Genomic DNA, 19,270 nt, shown 5'->3' with positions numbered 1-19,270 from the left:
GGGGGTGCGAAACCCACCCGACAGCCCTGCTAAGCTTCCCCCCGTAGCTACGGCCCCCGTAGCTCAGGGGATAGAGCACCGCCCTCCGGAGGCGGGTGCGCAGGTTCGAATCCTGCCGGGGGCACTTGAATAACAAAGCGCCTGGTCACAGTGTGACCAGGCGCTTTGTCATTGAGAGTGTCGGAGGCTTGTCGTCACCTCGGCAGAGGGCGAACTTGGAGACCGCGTATCCAGGTGCGCCCAGGCCGGGGCGCGTCGATCGGAGTGTCTCGCCGAAACGATTTCCTTCGCATCCGAGCGGGCTCCGGGGTAGGCGTGTCCACATAGGACTGAGTGAGATGCTGGTGAGCCAGTGGGTTTCGTGTAAGTGCGGTTTCCTCGCGTGCTCGCGAGTCGATTGGTATACGACCTGACGTGGGCTCATTGTGGCCAGTGACGCCGCCGGAGCGGCGTATTATAACGCATTGCTCTCTTCCGCGTTGTTCAGCCGGGATCCGCTTCAACTTGGTAACGTCCGGTAACGAGACGCTCATCATCGGCTATATCGGATACAGCGCGATACACATGCCTGGTGTGTCGTCGCGCCCGATGCGAGTAGGGGTGGAGCCGGTGATCGAGTGGAGCCTGACCGTGCCGACCGAAGGCAGCATCGAACTGCCTCCTGATCCTCGGGCGATGGACGCCATCGGTCGCAACCACTCCTTGGCCACAGCTCTCGCCGACCTCGTCGACAACTCGATCGACGCGGGGGCGACGCAGGTCCTCATCCGCCTTGTCAAGGCCGGGGGGCGACTGACTTCGCTGTATGTGGTGGACAACGGTCGCGGCATGTCTCCCGACGTGATCGACTCGGCGATGACGGTGGGCGGACGACGGGAGTACGGCAACGGGGACCTCGGCCACTTCGGGCTGGGTCTCAAGGCGGCGTCGTTCAGTCAAGCCCGGAGCCTGTCAGTGATGTCGCGGGCGGAGGGCCGACAGGCGGTCGGCAGGCGTTGGCGCTTGGACGCCGGTGGCGGGCGTGGTTTCGCATGTGACGTGGTACCGGGCGAGTTCGCCGAATCGGAGCTGCGGCGAGACTGGCGCATCGATCTTGTGGAGAGTGGGACCGTCGTTCGCTGGGACGACGTGGTCGCTTTCCCGGCAACCGATGCCCAGCGCCGGATCGACGAGTTCATCGACACCACGATCACCAGCGCCTGTCAGCACATCGGCATGGTGTTCCACCGATTCCTCGAACAAAGCCGGCTCAGCGTCGACTTCGACGTCTACGAAGTCGACACCGGGCTGGCAGGCCCGCAGATTCCGGTCACACCCCTCAACCCGTTCGGCTATGGCCGCTCGGGTCGGTCGGACTTCCCCCGGACCCTGACAGCCCAGGAGAACGGCCTGAAGTTGGCTTTCCGCTGCCACCTGTGGCCTGGCCAGTCGGGAACCGCCTCCTTCCAGTTGACCGGCAACCCGGTGAACCACCAGGGCCTCTACTTCTACCGGCGGGACCGCCTCTTGCAGGCCGGCGGTTGGGAGGGTGTGCACGCACCCAGCCCGAAGCTCAGGTTGGCGCGCGTCGAGGTGGACATCGACAACGACGTCGTGGGTCTGTTCCAGATGAACCCGGAGAAGTCCCGAGTGAACGTGGGGCCGGAGTTCGCGCGACTGGCGGCCTCGGCACGATCGGCCGATGGGCTTGGCCTCGACGAGTACTTCGACCTGGCCGAGGCGGTGTACACGGAGTCGAGGAAGCGGACGGCCAAACGCACGCCGATGGTCTACCCGGGCTCAGGGTTGCCACCCAGGATCCGCGACACAATCAAGCGTGAGATCCCGGAGAGGGCCGGCGAGGACCCCGTCGACATCCGTTGGGATACCTTCACCGACGACCTGCTGTTCCACGTCGACCGCGACCGGCGCACCTTGTGGCTCAACAAGCGGTACCGCAAGATGCTGCTCGGCGGCAAGCACGGCGGCCTCAACGATCTTCCCCTGCTGAAGTCGCTGCTCTACCTTCTGGTCTCCAACGTGTTCGAGGGCAGTCACCTCGGGCCGAAGGACAAGGACAACATCGCGCTGTGGCAGACGATCCTGACGGCGGCGGCACGGGCCGAGCGCCAATGACCGACGGGGCGATCGACAAGCGCCATGTCTCGGCCGAGAACTTCGACCGCTTGCTCGGTGGCGGAGTGCCTGTCGCGCTGCCGGTCGCGGGTGCGCCGGCGACGCTGATCTTCATCGAACCCAGGGTGCCGGAACTGGGACTGCGGATCGAGATCGGGGCCGAGGGCGACGCCCCTGATACCGGACTGCGCAACATCTTCGCCAGGATCGCCTTCCGCGATGGGAGGCGATACTTCGAAGTGGTCGTGACAGCTCCGGAGCTCTTCCACGATGCCTACCCGGTGCTCTGCTCCGTGGCGGACCGGGTCCAGCTCGGGAGGATGTCGCCGGCCCGTGCGCTGCGCGCGACCCTCGACGGGATGTCGTCCCTGCTGAGGACACCTGACTCCCTGTCGCGGGAGCGCGAGATCGGTCTGTTCGGCGAGTTGCTCGTCCTCGGTGGGTTGGTGGACGGGCTCGGCGTTGCCACCGCGGTCGAAGCGTGGTGCGGCGGCCTGGCGGAGGAGCACGACTTCGGCCTTCCCGCACTCGACGTCGAGGTCAAGACCACGACGTCCGAATCGCGAATGCACTGGATCGAGTCCTTGACCCAGATGGTGCCCAAGGTGGGACGCCCGCTGTGGTTGGTTTCGCACCAGTTGACCGCAGCGGGCGCGGGAACCGGGTCCAGTCTGCCGGGCCTGGTGAAGGTCATCTCGGCGCGGATTGGTCCGGGCAGGCACCAGGACGACTTCGAGAACGCGCTCACGCACGCCGGATGGCGGAATGAACATCGAGAGCGCCTGACCACGCGTTGGACCCGGCGGTCCGCCAGTCGCGGTTACCTCGTGACCGACACTTTTCCCCGGCTCACTCCGGACGACCTGCGAGCCCGGGGTGTCGTCATCGACCGCATCCCGGAAATCCGGTACCGGATCGGGCTCGACGGCTTCACTGATCGACACGTGACGCCGGAGGTCATCCGAGCAGCCTGCACGTTCGAGGGGTGGACATGATCACTTCGCTCATCCAGGCGTACACCAGCGCGTTGCGCGCGATGGAGGACGGCGCCCCGCGAGGTCTCGTACGACGCGCCCAGGTTGAAGCGGAGGACCTCGACCCCGACCTGGATGTCTCGGAGCCCCGTCTGCGTGAGCACCTCTCGGCTGGTGGCCCCGACGACAAGTTGCGCCTCGACCTCCACCTGAACCTCGCCAAGTGGGACAACGCCCCGATCAAGGGCAACCCGTGGACGGCCGAGACCCAGCCGAACACCGAGGAACGCCGGGCGACGGTGATCGAGTGCCTCAAGCTCGACGCCGAAACCGCGGCCGAGATCGCCAGGAACTTCCCGCTCGCGAAAGGCGACGGGACGACGGTGATCGCAGGCCCCTGGGATCCCTGGTACACCGATGAGGTCAAGCGAGCCCGCGACTTCTACTGGGGCCACTACGTCGACTACCTGCGCGCGCGGCGCGGTTGGCACGCCGACGCGATCGCCAACCTCGATACGGCCACAACGCGTGTGGTGGAGCGGCTGATCGACCCTTCGCGAGCCAAGGCGGGTCAGACCAAGGGCCTGGTCGTCGGGTACGTGCAGAGCGGTAAGACCGCCAACTTCACCGGTGTCATCGCGAAGGCGATCGACGCCGGCTACCGCCTCGTCATCGTGATGACCGGTACGACCAACCTCCTGCGAGAACAGACCCAGCGCCGGGTGGACATGGAGCTGGTCGGCCGCGAGAACATCCTGCGCGGTACCGAGGAGAACGACCCTGAAGCGGCCCAGTTCATCGACTACCTGGACGACGAGGACTGGATCGGTGACCACTTCGTCCGACACGGCGCCTGGCCATCGGAAATCGGCAGGCCGGACATCCACCGCATGACGAACCGCCGGTTCGACTACCGCCGGCTCCAGCAGGGGCGGTCGGCTCTCGAGTTCGAACGCCGGGATCGCACCAAACCGCTGTGGCACGCCGACAACCTCTTCACCAGCGATGCCCGCTTGATCATCGTGAAGAAGAACACCGCGGTGCTCAACAACCTCGTCAAGGACTTGAAGAACACCGCGGACCGGTTGGAGAACATCCCCGCGCTGATCATCGACGACGAGTCCGACCAGGCGTCGGTCAACACGACGGACCCGAAGAAGTGGAACGAGGACCGGAGGGAGCGGACCGCGATCAACAAGCACCTCGCCAACCTGCTCGGCCTGCTTCCTCGCGCCCAGTACATCGGTTACACGGCCACCCCGTTCGCGAACGTCTTCGTCGACCCCACCGACGCCGAGGACATCTTTCCCAAGGACTACCTCATCTCCTTGGAACGGCCGCTCGGCTACATGGGTGCGGAGGACTTCCACGACCTCGACCTCGACCCGGACGTCGAGCGGGACTTCCGCAACTCGAAGGAGATGGCGCACCTCCGGCTGCTCGACAAGAGTGTGAACGAGGACGACGACGCCGAGCTCCTTGCCGCTCTCGACTCGTTCGTCCTCACCGCCGCGATCAAGCTGTACCGGGAGGATGCGGGTGGCGGACCGTTCAAACACCACACGATGCTGGTGCACGAGACCATGCGGAAGGCCGGGCAGCGCTCACGCGCCGACACCATCCAAGACCTGTGGAAGGGGGCCGGCTACCTGAGCGGAAGTGCCCATGGCAGGCTGTTGGCCCTCTTCGACAACGACTTCGCACCGGTATCGGCGGCGCTCGGTCTGGGGCACCCGATGCCGGCCGACTTCGCAGGCCTCACGAGCTTCCTCGGTAGGGCCGTCCGCAAGATCGCGCCCAACGGAAATCCCGTCCTGGTGGTGAACAGCGACCGGGACATCGAGCAGGAGGACCTGGACTTCGACAAGAGGTCGGTGTGGCGGGTGCTCGTCGGTGGCAACAAGCTGGCCCGGGGGTTCACCGTCGAAGGGCTCACCACCACCTACTACTCCCGGAAGGTCGGACATGCTGAGGCCCTCATGCAGATGGGGCGGTGGTTCGGCTTCCGCAAGGGGTACCGGGACCTGGTCCGGTTGTTCATCACCCCCGACGTCCGAGATGCGTTCGAGGCCGCTTGTCGGGACGAGGAGCACTTCCGGGACGAACTGCGCCAGTACGCGACGATGGTCGACGGTCGCCCCGTGTTCACCCCGTACGACATCCCTCCGTTGGTTGTCCGGCACGGACTCCGGCCGACAGCGGCCAACAAGATGTACAACGCCAAACTGGTGGAGCGGCGCAGTCGCACGAAGGAACCCAGCTCGGGCTACCCGCTGCTCACCGATCAGGAAGCTCTCGACCGCAACATCGACGCCTGCGTCCCGCTGCTGAAAGCCGCGTGCGAGAAGACCACCCTCAGGGGCGGGAACCGGGCGTTCGACGCGCTTCTCGGTGAGGTGTCCCACCAGGACATGGTGTCGGTCCTGAGTCAGCTGGAGTGGGCCAGGTCCGAGACGTTCGCCGCGGACCTGGCGTGGATCGCGAGTCTCCCGGAGGACGTCATCGACCGGTGGCACGTCATGCTCCCGCAGCAGAAGAACGGGAAGACCGTAGACATCCGCGGCGTCGGGAACTTCACCGTGCACGGTCGGACCACCGGTCGGGACGAGAGCATCCGAGGCAACTCGGAAAGCGCGCACCGCGAGGCGATCGCCACCATCGAGGGCCGGACGTCGAAGTCGGGTTGCGTGATCCTCTACCCGGTGATGAAGAAGGACGAACTGGATGCCGGGCTAGCGACCGACGGTCGGCCCACCAGATTGGTGATGGCGCTCATGCTTCAGTTGCCGGACGGCGCGGTCCCGGCTGATCGTCGACCGCTGGTGTACCAAGTGGTGGTTCCGGAGAAGCCTTTGTACGCGATCGTCGACATGTGACCGGGAGTCGCGCCGGCCGCGCGGCGGACATCAGGCCCGTCGCGCGGCGCGGTAAGCTCCCCGGCATGTCGGCTGAACCGAGTCCACCGAGACGTACGTCGGTGGAGCTGTTCGCGGGCGGCGGGGGCTTGGCGATGGGGGTCCACCGCTCGGGTTTCCGGCCGTTGCTGCTCAACGAGTTCGTCAGGTACGCCTGTGACACCCTGGAGGCCAACGGCGCCGTCCCCAGGGGTGAGGAGGAGTGGATCCCCGAGCCGGGTGATCTGCGGATCCCGTTGGTGCGCGGGGATGTGTGCGATCTCAAGATGGGTTACCTGGAGGGCGCGGTCGATCTTCTGGCGGGTGGGCCGCCGTGTCAGCCGTTCAGTCTGGGTGGTATCGCGAAGGGCGACGAGGACAAGCGGAACATGTTCCCGGAGATGTTCCGCGCCATCCGGGAGATCAAGCCGAAAGCGTTCATCTGCGAGAACGTCCGCGGCCTCCTCCGCCCTTCCTTCCGGCCGTATTTCGACTACATCACCCGGGAGCTCATGTTCCCGTTCGAGGAACGTGATCCCGAAGCCAGCTGGCTCCAGCACGACGCCATCCTCAAGGCCAAGGAAGAACGCGGCGACCCCCGTTCCGCCGAGCGGTACCAGGTCTTCGCGTTTCCGGTGAACGCCGCCGACTACGGCGTTCCGCAGATCCGGAACCGCGTCATCATCGTCGGGTTCAGGGGTGACCTCGACATCGACGTGAATCTGTTGAAACAGGCTACCAAGCCCACCCATTCCGAGAAGGCGCTCCACCGCTCGATGGTGTCCGGGGAGTACTGGGACCGCCACAACGGAGTCAAGCTGCGCCCCAGAGTGCCAAAGCACGTCGAACGACGTGTCATGGACGGGCTGGCGAGCCCGCTGCCGTTCGAGGCGGACCGCGGAGAGCTGAAGCCCTGGCGCACACTGCGCGACGCCCTGGCGGGCGACCAGGACACCGTGCCACTCCGGGAAGTCCCCTGGGACTGGCTGGACCGGGTGCAGCACGAGGGAATGCTCAAGGAGCACATCGGCTGGCCGGACGCGCGGATCTACCCCGGACACACCCCGAACGTTCTCGACCGTCCGGCCAAGACCGTCAAAGCGGGTGTCCACGGTGTGCCGGGCGGCGAGTCGGTGATGCTGACGGATACCCGTGAAGGAACCGGACGGTCCAGTACCTACCGGCACCGGTACATGACGGTTCGCGAGACGGCGCGGGTGATGACCTTCCCCGACGACTGGGAGCTGTGCGGTCCTCGCGGCGAGCAGATGCGACAGCTGGGCAACGCCGTTCCCGTTCTTCTGGCGAAAGTGTTCGCGAAGGCCGTGGCGGCGGTACTCGACGACGTCGAGAACCGGTCGTGACCGGGCCGCCCGCTCGCGCCTGGAAACCGAAGCCCGATCGGTCGAGGTCGTTGGTCGAGGCGGAACAGGACAAAGCGGCGGGCGGCGGTCATCGACGGGTCGTGGACCTTGGCGCGGGCCAGGTCGCCCGAGGCTCCGTTCTGCTCAAGGCGTCGGAAGGAACGGGGACCGTCCGCGCCTACTTGCGGTGGCGAGCGGGCGATCGCACAGTCTCGAAGTCGTTGGGCGTGGTCGGTCACTCCACGCGGTCCGCGAATCTCGCCGAAGGCTGGGAGACAGCTCGTTCGCGAGGGCTCGTGCGGGACGAGGCGCTCCCGAGCGAGTCGTGGGCGTCCTCTCGCGAGGTGCGGGCGTCGATGAGGGGCAATCGGGGACGGGACACCACTCCAGAACTCCAGCTACGCGCTGAACTCCACGCGCGCGGCCTGCGCTACCGAGTGTCGGTGCGGCCGCTGCCGGAGCTGCGGCGGACGGCGGACATCGTGTTCGTCAAAGAACGGTTGGCGATCTTCGTGGACGGGTGTTTCTGGCATGGCTGCGAGGAGCACCACCGCCCGGCGAAGAAGAACTCCGAGTTCTGGAGTACGAAGATCGTCGACAACAAAAGGCGTGACAACGAGACCAACCAGGCGCTAGCGGAGCGGGGATGGGCGGTGATCCGGTGCTGGGAGCACGAGGACCCGGAAGCCGTCGCCGACCGGATCGCGACCGCGTTGGGCCGTCCGGTGAAGTCAGGGCGGAAGTGAGGGGTTAGTGCCCGAGATCCCAATGCCGAAGGACATCAGAGAGGCCGTCATCCGCGAGCTCTACCGCCAGGTGGGATCGTTGGACTGGGAAGGTGTGTCCATCCGCAGCCGGACCGCCTACTACACCCGATGGGTGGAAGATGAGGCGATCGGAGGTGAGCTGGCGGACTACTACACTGCGGAGGGCATGCGCGTCTGGCTCAAGGACGGTCCGCTGAAGGAGTACGCCCGTGCCCTGGAGAACTTCGGTTCCTACGCGATATACGCCACGAAACGGCTGTCGCCTGCCGATGAGTTCGTCGCCCAGGTGCTCGGCGATTCGTGGAAGATCAAAACCGGCTCGACACGTGAGAAGCCGATGCACTGTGTGGCGACCGATGGGACGCTGGAGCGTTATGTCTGTTGGGGGCGGCCGCGCGCCTTCAGGGACTTGCTGTGGGCAGCGGTCAACAACGCGGTGAGCGCTCGACTCAAACCGTTGATCGTCGTGTACGTCACCGACGACTCCGTGGTCGAAGAGCCGCTGAAGCGCAAGCATGAACTGATTGCCAAGCACTGTTCGCTCGATCTCGCCTATGTGCGTCGGCGGTTGACCACCTTGCCCCAGAGCTGATCGACGCGGTTCTCCGGTCGGTGCCGGGCGTGCGAGGTGGCGTGCTTCCAGCACCCTGCGGACAGTCGTCCAGCGACTGGGCGGCTGGCGAGGCGACTGCGGCCGGGGCGGGCTGCTCCGGATCGGACATAGGGCGGTGGAAGAGGAGACGTCCCGGTGTCGGGTGGACACCGGGACGTGGTGGGTCAGGTGGCGTTGAGCAGGTGGGTGATTTCTTGGGCTTGGGTGGTGGGGTCGTTGAAGTAGCCGGTGTGGCCTACTCCTGGCCAGATCAGGTGTCGTGCGCCTTGGATCTGGCAGGTCAGGCCGTCGCCCCAGGCTCGGGGGGTGGAGGGGTCGTGTTCGCCGCTCACCACGAGGATGTTCTTGGCCCCCTTGACGTTCAGGCGGCTCCACGGGTTCGCGGGGCGGATCGGCCAGCCGGTGCAGCCTGCTTGGATGTCCCAGCCTTCTACGTAACCCCGGGTCACCGGGGCCAGTTTGCGGGCTTCTTGTTGGCGGGTGGACAGGTCTGCGAAAGTCCTTACGTCGCTGGGAAAGTCGTGGCAGCCGATCACGCGGTACGCGGCGTCGGAACCTACGCCGGCGAAGAGGGACGCGTCGGGGTTCGGGACCAGGATATCTCGCAGGATTTCCGAGAGCCTGGGCCAATCCCCGGTCATGTACAGCGCCGTGTAGACGCCGTAGCCGATCTGTTCCGCGGTGATCCCGTACGGCACGCCCTCGGCTGGGATGTTGTGGCGGTCGGCACGTGCCAGCAGTGCGCTGTACTCGGCCTTGACGTCACGGCCGCGCAGGGCGCACGTTGTCGTTGTCGCGCACCACTTCGCGAACTCGTTGAACACGTCCTCGGTGCTGCGCGCCTCGTCCGCCGCCAAGCGGCGCGTGCCGATCGTGTGGTCCATCGCGCCGTCCAGCACCGCCGCGCGCACCCGTGACGGGAACAGTTGGGCGTAAGTCGCACCCAGGTGGGTCCCGTACGACAACCCCAGCCAGCTCACCTTGTCGGCCCCCAGTGCCGCGCGCACCGCGTCGAAGTCCTTGGCAGCGCTGACGGTGTCCACGTGGTCGATCAGCGGACCGGTCGCCTGGCGGCACGACTCGGCCACCTCGCGGTTGTACGCCACCAGCGCCTGGAACTGCGCCGGGGTCTGGGGGTGGTGGGTGATCTTGGCGTCGTACGGCGGCTTGGGGCACGTGATCGCGGGTCGGCTCTCGCCCACGCCGCGCGGGTCCACCCCGACGATGTCGAAGCGGTCGCGGAGGGTGGCCGGGAAGACCTCGGTCGCCGCGTCGCGGACCAGGGGCACGGCGGGGCCTCCCGGGCCGCCGGGGTTGATGAACAGGACGCCGATCCGGCGCTTCGGGTCGGCGGCCGACAACCGGGACACGGCCAGCGAGATGCGGGCCCCCTTCGGCTTCGACCAGTCCAGCGGCACCTCGACGGTGGCGCACCGGGCACCGTGCTCGCCGCACGCCTGCCAGGCCGGCGCGGGTGCTGCTTGGGCGGCCGTGGGTATCGCCAACGTGGCGACCACGCCCATCGCGGTGGCTACGGCCAGCGCTCTTCTCATGTCATCCCTCCGGGGTCGGGTGCCGCCGATCATGGTCGCGCCGAACGTCGCCGGGCGTCGGTCGGCGGGATGACGCCCGCTCATCCCGCCGACCTAGGCGAGCCTCCCCCCGGACGAGTCGGGCCGGTTGGCCGGCGGTCCCGCCGGGACGTTACGGAAAGTGTTCGTAAATGGTGTCCAGCGTATTTCGTAGCTATGGGTAGAGGGACGCGGAACACTAGGTAGGTCTATCGGTAGTGGGTCGCCGGCAGGGCTTTGAACAGGGCGTTCACCGTATGTTGCGAGTATTGAGGGTTATCTCTTGTTTCCCGGCGGAAGCTGCTCGTACGGTCTGTCCAGGGTTGGCGGCTGCGGCCTGTCCGACCCTGTTCACCCTGCGAAGTGAGGAATTCGGCAACCCATGAGGAAAACAACTTTGAAGGCGATCGCCTGCACGATCGCCGCCTCCGGAATGGTCGCGTACTTCGCGACACCGGCCGCGTCCGCCCCGGCGGCGCAGCCCCCGACCACCATCGTCAACGCCGAGTCGGCGGACGCGGTGCCCGGTCGCTACATCGTCGTGTTCAAGAGCCAGGGCCAGGGCGCGCAGTCGGTGGGCGCGGCGGCCTCGGCCATGGCCCGCCAGTACGGCGGCAAGATCCGGCACACCTACGGCGCGGTGCTCGACGGCTACTCCGCCGCGATGTCGGCCGACGAGGCGGCGAAGGTCGCCCGCGACCCGAAGGTCCAGTACGTCCAGCAGGTCACCCGGATGGTGGTCGCCGACACCCAGAACAACCCCCCGAACTGGGGTGACGACCGGGTCGACCAGCGCGACCTGCCGCTGAACAACGCCTACACCTACCCGACCAATCCCGGTCAGGGCGCACGGGTGTACGTGATGGACTCCGGGATCAACGCCAACCACACGGATTTCGCCGGGCGCATCGCCGCGGGCTTTGACGCGGTCGACAACGACTCCACCCCGCAGGACTGCCACGGGCACGGCACGCACGTCGCCGGCACCGCGGCGGGCACCTCCTACGGTGTGGCCAAGAAGGCGACCATCGTGGCGGTGCGCGTGCTCGACTGCTCCGGCAGCGCGACCGACGACGACCTGATCGCCGGGATGAACTGGGTCAAGAACAACGCCGTCAAGCCCGCGGTGGTCAACTACAGCATCGGCTGCCGCCAGCGGTGCACCAACCAGACCATCGACAACGCGGTGAAGTCGGTCATCGACAGCGGCGTGCAGTGGGTGCAGGCCGCGGGCAACTCGAACGACGACGCCTGCTACTACAGCCCGCAACGGCTGGGCGTGGCGATCACGGTCGGCAACAGCACCAAGACCGACAACCGCCGCAGCGACAGCAACTACGGCTCCTGCCTGGACATCTGGGCCCCGGGCGACAACATCGTCTCCGCCTCGCACAGCAGCAACACCGGCAGCGCCACGATGTCCGGCACCTCCATGGCCTCCCCGCACGTCGCGGGCGCGGCGGCGGTGTACCTGGCGCAGAACGCCTCCGCCACGCCGGCGGCCGTGCGTGCCGCGCTGGTCGACAACGGCTCCACCGGCAAGCTCTCCGGCATCAACACCGGTTCGCCGAACGTGTTGCTGTACACCGGTTTCCTCAACGGCAACCCGCAGCCCGGTGACGTCACGGTCGCCAACCCCGGCAACCGCACCGCCACCGTGGGCCAGGCGTTCAGCCTGGACAACAGCGCGACGGGCGGCACCGCGCCGTACACCTGGAGCGCCACCGGTCTGCCGGCGGGCCTGGCCATCGACTCGACCACCGGCCGCATCTCCGGCACGCCCAGCGCCGCGACCACCGCGAACGTCACGGTGACCGCGACCGACAAGGCGGGCAAGTCGGGCTCGGCGACGTTCACCATCACGGTGTCCACGACCGGCGGCGGCTGCCAGCCCGCCACCAACGCCACGGACTACGCGATCCGCGACCTGCAGACCGTGACGAGCTCGGTCACGGTGTCCGGCTGCTCGGGCAACGCGTCGGCCACCGCGACCGTCGCGGTGAACATCGTGCACACCTACGTCGGCGACCTGGTCGTCTCGCTGGTCGCGCCCGACGGCAGCGTCTACGTGCTGCACAACCGGGCCGGCGGCAGCGCCGACAACATCAACCGCAGCTACACCGTCAACCTGTCCAACGAGGCGCGCAACGGCACCTGGCGCCTGCGCGTGCAGGACGTCGAGGTCAACGACACCGGGAAGATCGACTCCTGGACGCTGACCACCTGACGCCCGCAGCGCCCGGCGAAGTCCCCCTTCGCCGGGCGCTCACGGCAGGTCTGAGCCGAGGGCACTCAAGACCTTGCCGATGAGTGGAACGAAACTGCCGCTACCGCCGGAAGATCGGCGGTAGCGGCAGTCCTTTGTGGACAGGTATCCGCGGCTCAGACGGAGACCGGCTCCGGTGCGGGCTTGCGGCCCCGCATGACGAACAGGGCGACGGTCGCGGCGGCGAGCACTCCGGCCGCGCCGGCCACGAAGGCGGTGGACATGGCGTCGGTGAATGCGGCGCGGGCGCTGTCGGTCAGGGTCGGGGTGCCCAGGGACAGGGCGTCGCCGATGGACCGGCGGGCCGCCTCGGGCGCGTCGGCGGGCATGGCGTCGGTGTAGTTCGCGGCCACGACGCTGCCCAGGACGGCCACGCCGAGCGCCGCGCCCATCTGCTGGATGGTGTCGTTGAGCGCCGAGCCGACGCCCGCCTGCTCCGGCGGGACCGCGCCCATCAGCGCGGCGATCGCCGCGGGTGCCGCCAGACCGCCGCCCGCGCCGAGCAGTCCCAGGGCGGTGGTCAGCGTCAGCACCTCGGTGGTCGTGGTGAGGTCGGACAGCAGCACGAACCCCGCGGCCATCGCGACCATGCCGACCACGGCGAGCGTCCGGTTGCCGACGCGGGTGCCGAGCGCCGCGCCCAGCGAGTTGAACAGCAGCGACGCGACGGCCATCGGGATGAAGGCCAGGCCGGCTTCGGTGGGCGTGTAGCCGAGGACGAACTGGAGGTACTGGGTCAGCACCAGCAGCAGGCCGCCGTTGCCGATCTGGACCAGGGTCAGCGACAGGCTGCCGCCGCTGAAGTCGCGGTTGCGGAACAGGCCGAGCGGGACCATGGGGGAGTCGGTGCGCAGTTCCCACCAGACGAAGCCGCCCAGCGCGGCCACCGCCACGGTCAGCGCGACGAGCGTGTTCTGGTCCAGGAAGCCGTGCTGGGGCAGCTCGATGATCATCCACACCAGCGAGGTCATGCCGACCGCCGACAGGATCGCGCCCAGCGGGTCCGGCTTCTGCCACGGGCCGCGCGACTCGGGCATCAGCACGACGGCGGCGGCGATGGCCACGACGGCGATCGGGACGTTGATCAGGAACACCGCGGCCCACGAGAACGACGCGATCAGCGCGCCGCCGAGCACCGGACCGCCGACCATGCCGAGCACCGCCACCGCGCTCCACGCGGCCATCGCCTTGCGGCGCTCCTGCTCGTCGAACACGGTGATCAGGATGGACAGCGTGCTGGGCATGACCAGCGCGCCGCCGACGCCCATGACCACGCGGGCGGCGATCAGTTCGCCGGGGGTGGTCACGAAGGTGGCGAACAGGGACGCGGCACCGAACAGCGCCAGGCCGATGATCATCACCTTCCGCCGGCCGAAGCGGTCGGCGAGGCTGCCCGAGGTGAGCAGGAGGCCCGCGAACACCAGCATGTAGCTGTCCAGCACCCACTGGATGTCCTGGGCGCTCGCCCTGAGGTCGGCGGTCAGCGGCGGGACCGCGACCGTCAGCACCATGTTGTCGATGACCAGCACCAGCGTGCTCAGGCACAGCACGACCAGGATCAGCCAGCGGCGTGGATGGCGGTGGTCGGTCATGATCTCTTCCCCCAGGGCGATGCGTACGTTGTTCCGTTGATGCGCACACCGTACGCATAGCGGAACGACGTACGCAAGTGCGCATGGCGTGCGCTAATGTGACGCCATGACGGCCGACGAACTCCCCTCGGTGTGGACCAGGCAGCGCCGGTCCCGCGACCAGCCCGCGCTCAACCGGGCGCAGATCGTCGCCGAGGCGGTCGCCCTGCTGGACGCGGAGGGCATCGACGCGCTGACCATGCGCCGGCTCGGCACCCGCCTCGACGCCGGTGCGACGTCGCTGTACCGGCACGTCGCCAACCGCGACGAGCTGATCGAACTGGTCGTGGACGAGGTGTACGGCGAGATCCGGGTGCCGGCCGTCGGCGACGACTGGCGGGCGGCGGTCTCCGGGTGCGCGGCGAGCGTGCGCGAGATGATCCTGCGCCACCCGTGGATCGCGTCGCTGCTGGGCCAGGTCGGCCTGTCCTACCTGGGCCCCAACGTGATGCGGCTCAACGAGGGCATGATGGTGCTGCTCGCCGACGCGGGCTTCCCGGCCGACGAAGCGGGCCCGGTGATCAGCACGGTGCTCGCCTACGTGATCGGCATCGGCGTCAACGAGGCCGCGTGGCTGACCACGCTGGCCCGCAGCGGCCAGACCGAGCAGGACTGGCAACGCCGGCTGGGCCCGGCGCTGACCCGCGCCGTCGAGGACTACCCGTCCCTGCGCGCGCAGCAGGAGCAGCTCGTCGGCCAGGACCCGACCGCGCTGCGCGACCGGAACTTCGCCTACGGCCTGGACCGCGTGCTGGACGGCCTGGAACCCCGTCGCCGCGCGTGACCGGCGACGGGGTCCGGCGACACCGGGATCAGGCGCGCCGGACGGCGTACTCGCCTGCGTCCGTGGTGAACGGGCCGCAGTGGGCCACGGCGGCCCGCTAGCTTGGGTCGCATTTCATGGAGAGCGGACCGCATCGGCTCGGCTTCGCGCGGGGAGAACCCCACCGTCCTGCGCCGGCTCACCGCCGGGTTCGCGGTGATCGGCGACGTCCAGTTCCTGCCCGGCTACTGCGTCCTGCTGGTCGACCGGCCCGGCGTGGACCGGCTGACCGACCTGCCCAAGCCGGACCGGCTCGCCTTCCTCGCCGACCTCGACGTGCTGGGCGAGGCCGTGGAACGGGTCTGCGCGCGCCGCGACCCCCGCCTTCCGCCGGGTGAACCTGGAGATCCTCGGCAACACCGACCCGTTCCTGCACGCCCACGTGTGGCCCCGCTACTCCTGGGAGCCGGCCGAGTTCGTCGGCGGGCCGGTGTACCGGTACCCGCCGGCCCGGTGGGGCGACCCGGCGCACGCCCTGGCCGAGCGGCACGACGACCTGCGGGCCGACCTCACCGCCGAGGTGGACCGCCTGGCCGGGTGACGGGCTCCGCCGAGCGGTTCACCGAGGTGGCGGATGCGCGCCGGCCGCGGGGCGGGGTGTGATTCTCGGCGGGGGTCGGCCCGCGACCGCCACTCCTTGGCAGTATGGGTGGGTGGTGATCGACGTGGGGAGCGAACTCGTGCCGGCCGCGCTCGGCGCGGTGCTCGCGGTCGGTTTCGGCGTGTTCGCGCTGGCCTGCCGGCTGTCGGCGGGCGAGCCGCTGCCTCCCGCGCACGCCCGGCGGATCGCCCGGTGGCGGCTCGCCGCGCCCTGGGTGCTCGGGGCGTCGGCCGCGGCGGTCCTGGTCGACCTCGGCTGGGTGCTGCTCACGGGGTGACCGCCGCCGGCACCGATCCATCCACTGTGGACAGATCGGTGCGGGGGCTTCCGTCTCAGCGCGCGGTTTCCGGCTCGCCCATCGAGCTCGCGGAGGTGAACAGCATCCACAGCAGCGCGCCGACGACCAGGCCGCTGATGACGAACACCGGGAACACGAGGTTGAACACGGTGGTGCCCTGCGGCGCGGCCAGCGTCGCGTCGGAGACCACCCGCACCGCGGCCATGCCGGTGAAGTGCATCCCGGTCACCGCCACGCCCATCACCAGGCCGGCCACCACGGTCGCCGTCGTCGTCTTCACCACCAGGGTGAACCAGAACGCCGCGGTGGCCGCCGCGATCGCGATCACCACCGACAGCGCGACCAGCGACGGCTCGTAGTTGATCTCGCCCTTGAAGCGGATCGCGGACATGCCCAGGTAGTGCATCCCGGCGACGCCGACCCCGGCCAGCACGCCCGCGATGATCAGCCGCATCTTGGTGAACTTCACCAGCGTGACCAGGGACAGGCCGACCCCCACCACGACCACCGCGACCACCGCCGACAGCGCGGTCAGCGGGGCCGAGTACTTGATCGTCGCGCCGGGGATGTCGAAGCCGAGCATGGCGATGAAGTGCATCAGCCAGATGGCGATGCCGCCGATGGCGAACGCGCCGAGCACGGTCCACAGGACCTTGGCGCCGCGGCCGGGTTCACGGCGGGCCCTGGCCATGCAGGACAGGCCGATCAGCGAACCGATGACGGACACCGCGTAGGCGAGCACGAGGGTCCACGCGCCGGAGGAGAAGTGCTGCATCGAGTCGTGGTTCACGGAGGTACCGATCTTTGGGGGAGTGCGGAGGTGGCGGAGAACCCCTGCTTACCGGTCACTCTGATCGCTCGACCCCGTTATTACCAGAGCCGGTAACCCACTTGAGGCATATTTTGCGCAACATCATCACGCATTGTGAGCGGCACGGCACTGCGTGCTGGTAATGGTCGCCGTGGGACCGCTACCAGGGCTTCGACGCTGGTCGCAGCCCTGCCGGCCGGCACCGGTGGCATTTGTCACCTGCCGGCGGCGGTATTTCCGTAGTTGTTCGGACCTGCCGGATTCGCCGGGTGTGCTGCTATCGGCGAAACGTCACCGGAAGTGCGCCACGACCTCCGCCGCCGAGCACGGCGCGCCGAAGTGGTCGCCGGAACCGGCGTCCGCGCCGGCCGACCACCACCACGCCGCCTGCTCCGCGTCGCGCACGCCGTCCACCACCACGGTCACGCCCGACGCCCGGACCGCCGAGACCAACCCCGCCACGTACTCCGCGCGGTGGTCCACCAGCCGGGCCGGCAGCCGCACGCAGTGCACCGGCAGGTCCTCCAGCGCCGCCAGGTCGGCCGGGCCCAGCCCGAAGTCGTGCAACGCCGTGCGCACGCCCATGTCCGCCAGCACGGTGAAGTTGTCCACCGCCTCCGCCACGGACAGCACGCCCACCGGCACCCCGACCGTCAGCCGGTCGGCACCCAGGCCGGTCTCCTCCAGCACCCGCACCAGCCGCGACACCAGGTCCGCGTCACCGGCCTGCACCGCGGAGAGCCCGACCACGAGCGGGGCCGTGCTGCCGTCGGGCCGCCGCCACCACCGCGCCTGGCCGCCCGCGACCCGCAGCAGCCACTCGCCCAGCGGCAGCACCAGCCCGGTCTGGTCGGCCATCGCCACGCACGCGTCGTGCGCCACCGGCGGCTCGTGCTCCCAGTGCAGCAACGCCTCCACGCCCGCCACGCCGCCGTCGAACCGGACCACCGGGCGGTAGCGCACCTCGATCTCGCCCTGCTCCCACGCGCCGGGCATGCCGACCGCGAGCGCCTGCGCACGCCGGTCGGCCACGTCCTGGTCGTGGTGGAACAGCTCCCACTGGCCGCGCCGGCCCTCCTTGGCCCGGCGCAGCGCCTGGTCGGCCGCGCGGAGCAGCTCGGCGGGCTCCAGGTCGGGAGCCGGTTCGCGGACCACGCCGATGCTCACCGACACCGCCAGGCCGTGCCCGTCCACGAACGTCGGCTCGGCCAGGTCGTCGTTGATCGCGGACACGATCCGCGCGATATCCGGCGTGTCGGCGGTGTTCTCCACCAGGATGCCGAACTCGTCACCCTCGAACCGGGCGACCATCGCCTTCTCCCCGGCGAGCACGCCCTTGAGCCGCTGCGCGACGTGCACCAGCAGGCGCTCGCCCGCGCGCCCGCCGAGGCTGTTGCAGACCATGCCGAACGCGTCCAGGTCGAGGTGGAGCAGCGTGACCCCGTGCGCCGGGTCGGCCCGTCGCAGCGCGCTCTCCAGGTAGGTGCTGAAGTACTGCCGGTTGGGCAGGCCGGTCAGCACGTCGTGCAGCGCCTGGCGGTTCAGCTCGCCCTGCAACAGCATCAGCTCGGTGCCGTCCTCGACCACGGTCACGAAGTGCGCGGGCTCGTCGGCGGCGTCGCGCAGCAGGGAGGTGGTCAGCGTGATCCGGGCGACGTCGCCGTCCCGGCGCAGCAGCCGGTGCGACTGCCGGATCCGCTCGTGGCCGCCGTCGAGCAGCAGCGCCATCGCCTCGCGCAGGCCGCTCACCGAGTCCGGGTGCACCAGCTCGAACAGCGGCCGCCCGGCCAGGTCGGCCGTCGAGTGGCCGAGGATCGCGGTGATGGCGGTGTTGGCCCGCACGACCCGGCCCGCCAGGTCGACGATCAGCACGCCGCTGGTCGAGGAGGTGACCACCTCGTCGAACCGGGCCTCGCTCTCGCGCAGCCGCCACTTGGCGTCCCGGACGGCCTTGAGCAGGGTGAGCTGCATGCTCTCCTGCTGCTCGAACACCGTCCGGCGGTTCGCGGCCAGGAACCCGGTGGCGAGCGCGCCGAGGCCGACCGCGACCCGTTCGGCGTGCTCGCCGGCCGGCTGGAACTCGGGCAGCCCGAACAGGCCGCGGCCCAGGACCTCGGTGGTGCGGCGCAGGCCGGCCTCGCCGACGTAGCCCAGGTCGACGAGCGCGTCGCCCAGCCGTTCCACCCGGTCCGGGGCGAACGGCTCGGCGTGCAGCGCGTCGCAGATCTCGTCGAGCGCGCGGCGCAGTTCGTCGTCCAGCTGCTCCCTCGTGTGCGGCACGACGATCGCGCTGCTCAGCAGGTACGCCCACCTGCGGGCCAGTGCGTGCCGGGCCCGCGCGGGGTCCGGTGCGGACGGCGTCGCGTCCGCTCTGCGCTCTGCGTCAGGCATTCCCGTTGCCTTGCGTCGATTTCGCGGTTGCGCGGCAGTTTATCTACATCGGGTCTTCATTCGCTCGACCAGAGGAGTGAATAAATTTCCCTCGATAGAAGATCCAGGTGGCCGCCGGTGGCGTTCGGCATGAGCTTTTCCGCAGTTTTCG

At 68.8% G+C, this 19,270-nt stretch carries 14 protein-coding genes and 1 tRNA gene; 11 read left to right on the top strand and 4 right to left on the bottom strand.

Annotated features, from left to right (window positions below):
* Window positions 1-52: 52 nt before the first annotated feature.
* The 7 genes from BN6_RS35725 (at window position 53) to BN6_RS35695 (ending at window position 8,706) form a co-directional block, all read left to right on the top strand.
* Window positions 53-124: transfer RNA gene (locus BN6_RS35725), tRNA-Arg, on the top strand.
* A 485-nt stretch (window positions 125-609) separates the two neighbouring features.
* Complete coding sequence (locus BN6_RS35720; protein WP_085983553.1) at window positions 610-2,115, top strand: ATP-binding protein; 1,506 nt, start codon at window positions 610-612, stop codon at window positions 2,113-2,115.
* Window positions 2,070-3,110, top strand: a complete 1,041-nt coding sequence (locus BN6_RS35715; RefSeq protein WP_015104731.1) for a PD-(D/E)XK motif protein — start codon at window positions 2,070-2,072, stop codon at window positions 3,108-3,110. The genes BN6_RS35720 and BN6_RS35715 overlap by 46 nt, the downstream gene beginning before the upstream one ends.
* Window positions 3,107-5,965, top strand: coding sequence for a Z1 domain-containing protein (locus tag BN6_RS35710; protein ID WP_015104730.1), 2,859 nt, complete (start codon window positions 3,107-3,109; stop codon window positions 5,963-5,965). Before BN6_RS35715 ends, BN6_RS35710 begins: the two co-directional genes overlap by 4 nt.
* Window positions 5,966-6,066: 101 nt before the next feature.
* Complete coding sequence (locus BN6_RS35705) at window positions 6,067-7,347, top strand: DNA cytosine methyltransferase (protein ID WP_231904832.1); 1,281 nt, start codon at window positions 6,067-6,069, stop codon at window positions 7,345-7,347.
* 356 nt (window positions 7,348-7,703) lie between these two features.
* Window positions 7,704-8,093, top strand: a complete 390-nt coding sequence (locus BN6_RS35700) for a very short patch repair endonuclease (protein ID WP_015104728.1) — start codon at window positions 7,704-7,706, stop codon at window positions 8,091-8,093.
* Window positions 8,094-8,100: 7 nt separating this feature from the next.
* Entirely contained in the window at window positions 8,101-8,706 is a 606-nt protein-coding gene (locus tag BN6_RS35695) for a hypothetical protein (RefSeq protein WP_015104727.1), read from the top strand.
* Window positions 8,707-8,891: 185 nt separating this feature from the next.
* On the opposite strand, the gene BN6_RS35690 is transcribed toward BN6_RS35695, so the two are convergent.
* Window positions 8,892-10,280: an alpha/beta fold hydrolase gene (locus BN6_RS35690; protein WP_015104726.1), complete on the bottom strand. Its 1,389-nt coding sequence runs from the start codon at window positions 10,278-10,280 to the stop codon at window positions 8,892-8,894.
* A gap of 400 nt (window positions 10,281-10,680) precedes the next feature.
* Here BN6_RS35690 and BN6_RS35685 point away from each other — a divergent pair, with 400 nt between their 5' ends.
* The gene (locus tag BN6_RS35685; protein WP_015104725.1) at window positions 10,681-12,525 is read left to right on the top strand and encodes a S8 family peptidase; all 1,845 of its coding nucleotides are present in this window, start codon (window positions 10,681-10,683) and stop codon (window positions 12,523-12,525) included.
* A 155-nt stretch (window positions 12,526-12,680) separates the two neighbouring features.
* On the opposite strand, the gene BN6_RS35680 is transcribed toward BN6_RS35685, so the two are convergent.
* On the bottom strand, window positions 12,681-14,156 hold the full coding sequence (locus BN6_RS35680; RefSeq protein WP_015104724.1) for an MFS transporter: 1,476 nt from the start codon (window positions 14,154-14,156) through the stop codon (window positions 12,681-12,683).
* A gap of 106 nt (window positions 14,157-14,262) precedes the next feature.
* Between BN6_RS35680 and BN6_RS35675 the strand changes: the two genes are divergently transcribed.
* From BN6_RS35675 to BN6_RS35665, 3 genes are all read left to right on the top strand, one after another.
* Window positions 14,263-14,979: a TetR/AcrR family transcriptional regulator gene (locus BN6_RS35675; RefSeq protein WP_015104723.1), complete on the top strand. Its 717-nt coding sequence runs from the start codon at window positions 14,263-14,265 to the stop codon at window positions 14,977-14,979.
* Between the two features lie 373 nt (window positions 14,980-15,352).
* Window positions 15,353-15,559, top strand: a complete 207-nt coding sequence (locus BN6_RS48250; protein ID WP_015104722.1) for a hypothetical protein — start codon at window positions 15,353-15,355, stop codon at window positions 15,557-15,559.
* Window positions 15,560-15,671: 112 nt separating this feature from the next.
* Complete coding sequence (locus BN6_RS35665; RefSeq protein ID WP_041315275.1) at window positions 15,672-15,896, top strand: hypothetical protein; 225 nt, start codon at window positions 15,672-15,674, stop codon at window positions 15,894-15,896.
* 55 nt (window positions 15,897-15,951) lie between these two features.
* Here BN6_RS35665 and BN6_RS35660 read toward each other — a convergent pair whose 3' ends face one another.
* Both BN6_RS35660 and BN6_RS35655 read right to left on the bottom strand, forming a co-directional pair.
* On the bottom strand, window positions 15,952-16,707 hold the full coding sequence (locus tag BN6_RS35660) for an MHYT domain-containing protein (protein WP_148303147.1): 756 nt from the start codon (window positions 16,705-16,707) through the stop codon (window positions 15,952-15,954).
* Between the two features lie 312 nt (window positions 16,708-17,019).
* Window positions 17,020-19,119: a putative bifunctional diguanylate cyclase/phosphodiesterase gene (locus BN6_RS35655; RefSeq protein WP_015104719.1), complete on the bottom strand. Its 2,100-nt coding sequence runs from the start codon at window positions 19,117-19,119 to the stop codon at window positions 17,020-17,022.
* Between the last annotated feature and the right edge of the window lie 151 nt (window positions 19,120-19,270).

The organism is Saccharothrix espanaensis DSM 44229, assembly GCF_000328705.1.
Lineage (GTDB): Bacteria > Actinomycetota > Actinomycetes > Mycobacteriales > Pseudonocardiaceae > Actinosynnema > Actinosynnema espanaense.
This window is presented reverse-complemented; position numbering and strand designations above follow the sequence as displayed.